At 71.1% G+C, this 2,486-nt stretch carries 2 protein-coding genes; one reads left to right on the forward strand and one right to left on the reverse strand.

What is annotated here, in order from left to right; genetic code table 11:
* Window positions 1–98 precede the first annotated feature (98 nt).
* On the reverse strand, window positions 99–1,526 hold the full coding sequence (locus ACFCZF_RS31200; RefSeq protein WP_376674475.1) for a glutamate decarboxylase: 1,428 nt from the start codon (window positions 1,524–1,526) through the stop codon (window positions 99–101).
* A 99-nt stretch (window positions 1,527–1,625) separates the two neighbouring features.
* Here ACFCZF_RS31200 and ACFCZF_RS31205 point away from each other — a divergent pair, with 99 nt between their 5' ends.
* The gene (locus ACFCZF_RS31205; RefSeq protein WP_376674476.1) at window positions 1,626–2,387 is read left to right on the forward strand and encodes a MerR family transcriptional regulator; all 762 of its coding nucleotides are present in this window, start codon (window positions 1,626–1,628) and stop codon (window positions 2,385–2,387) included.
* The last annotated feature ends 99 nt before the right edge of the window (window positions 2,388–2,486 follow it).

Raw genomic sequence — 2,486 nt, forward strand, 5'->3', positions numbered from 1 at the left:
CGGCCGCAACACCGACCATCGAACCCACAGAACCGCCGTCCACATCGAGATCAACGCATCGCCAAGCCCGCCAGACGACTAACCGAACGGCATTGCCCCTAGTGGTGGAAGCCGGTGGCCGCACCCTTGTCGCGGGTCAGCGGCCCCGGCTGCCTCCGCAGCTCCGGCAGCAGCCGCTCCAGGTCGGCCACCAGCAGGTCGGCCATGTCGGCCGAGAAGCCGTTGCGGCACACCACGCGCAGCACGGACAGGTCCTCGCGGTGCGGCGGGAAGGTGTACGCGGGCACCAGCCAGCCGCCCTCCCGCAGCCGCCGGGAGACGTCGAACACGTCGTACGCGCTCACGTCGTCGGCCGTCGTGAAGGCGAACACCGGCAGCTGGTCGCCGCGCGTGAGCAGCCGGAAGTCGCCGAGCGCCGCCACCCGCTCGGCGAGCCCGCGCGCGATGTCCCGCGAGGCCTGCTGCACCGCCCGGTAGCCCTCGCGGCCCAGCCGCAGGAAGGTGTAGTACTGCGCGACCACCTGCGCGCCGGGCCGGGAGAAGTTCAGCGCGAAGGTCGGCATGTCGCCGCCCAGGTAGTTGACCCGGAAGACCAGTTCCTCGGGCAGCGCGTCCGTGTCCCGCCACAGCGCCCAGCCGACGCCGGGGTAGACCAGGCCGTACTTGTGCCCCGAGGTGTTGATCGAGGCGACCCTCGGCAGCCGGAAGTCCCACACCAGGTCCTCGTCGAGGAAGGGCGCGACCATGGCACCGGAGGCTCCGTCCACGTGCACGGGGACCTCGAGGCCGGTCCGCTCCTGGAGGGCGTCCAGGGCGGCGCACAGGTCGGCGATCGGCTCGTAGGACCCGTCGAAGGTGGACCCGAGGATGCCGACGACGCCGATGGTGTTCTCGTCGCACAGCTCGGCGGCGGCCTGCGGATCCAGGTGGAAGCGGTCGCCCTCCATGGGTACCTGCCGCGCCTCCACCTCCCAGAAGGTGCAGAACTTCTCCCAGCAGACCTGGACGTTCACGCCCGTGACGAGATTGGGCCGCACGTCCTTCGACGGATACCGGTCGGCGTTGCGCAGCGCCCACCGCCGCTTCAGCGCCATACCGGCCAGCATGCAGGCCTCGCTCGACCCCGTCGTCGAACAGCCCACCACCGCCGACGGATCGGGCGCGTGCCACAGGTCGGCGAGCATGGCCACGCAGCGCCGCTCCAGGTCGGCGGTGCGCGGGTACTCGTCCTTGTCGATCATGTTCTTGTCCCGGCACTCGCCCATCAGTACCCCGGCCTGCGGCTCCATCCAGGTGGTGACGAAGGTGGCCAGGTTGAGGCGTGCGTTGCCGTCCAGCATCAGCTCGTCGTGGACCAGCCGGTACGCCGTCTCCGGGGGCAGCGGCGAGTCGGGGAGCCGGTGGGCCGGCGGCGCCTCGGTCATGCCGCCGAGCGGGTTCGTCGCACCGTGGAACGGGTTCACGGCGAGCCGGCGCCGGGCGCGGTCGTCGTCGTGGGACGCGTGGGGGCCCTGGTGCAATGGCATGCAACCGACGGTAGGTCCGAGGCCCGTGCCCCGCACCCGGGCTTGCACCTCACGTCACGTGAGGCGGCAGCGTGGAGGACGTCAGAGAAGGGAGCGGAAGTGAGCTACTCCGTGGGACAGGTCGCCGGGTTCGCCGCGGTGACGGTGCGCACCCTGCACCACTACGACGACATCGGCCTGCTCGTGCCCAGCGAGCGCAGCCACGCGGGCCACCGGCGCTACGGCGACGCCGACCTCGACCGGCTGCAGCAGGTCCTGTTCTACCGCGAGCTCGGCTTCCCGCTCGACGAGGTCGCCGCCCTGCTCGACGACCCGGCCGCGGACCCGCGTGCGCACCTGCGCCGCCAGCACGAGTTGCTGACCGCCCGGATCGAGAAGCTGGAGAAGATGGCGGCGGCCGTGGAACAGGCCATGGAGGCACGCAGTATGGGCATCAACCTCACGCCCGAGGAGAAGTTCGAGGTCTTCGGCGACTTCGACCCCGACGAGTACCAGGAGGAGGTCCAGGAACGCTGGGGCGACACCGACGCCTACCGCCAGTCGCGGCAGAAGACCGCCTCGTACACCAAGGAGGACTGGCAGCGCATCCAGGACGAGGCCGACGAGCTCACCCGGCGCTTCGTCGCCCTGATGGAGGCCGGTGAGCCCGCCGACTCCGAGGCGGCCATGGACGCCGCCGAGGACCACCGGCAGGGGATCGCCCGCAACCACTACGACTGCGGGTACGAGATGCACACCTGTCTGGGCGAGATGTACGTCTCGGACGAACGTTTCACGCGAAACATCGATGCCGCGGGGCCGGGCCTCGCCGTCTACATGCGCGACGCGATCCTTGCGAACGCCGTCCGGCACACCCCCTGAGCGGTGGGTGGGGGGGGGGGGGGGTGGCCCGAGAACGACCACACCCCCCCCACCCACCCCCACCCCCCCCCCCCCCTCCCCACCCCACTCCCCCTATCC

Origin of the sequence: Streptomyces sp. NPDC056296, assembly GCF_042268605.1 — a bacterium.
Lineage (GTDB): Bacteria > Actinomycetota > Actinomycetes > Streptomycetales > Streptomycetaceae > Streptomyces.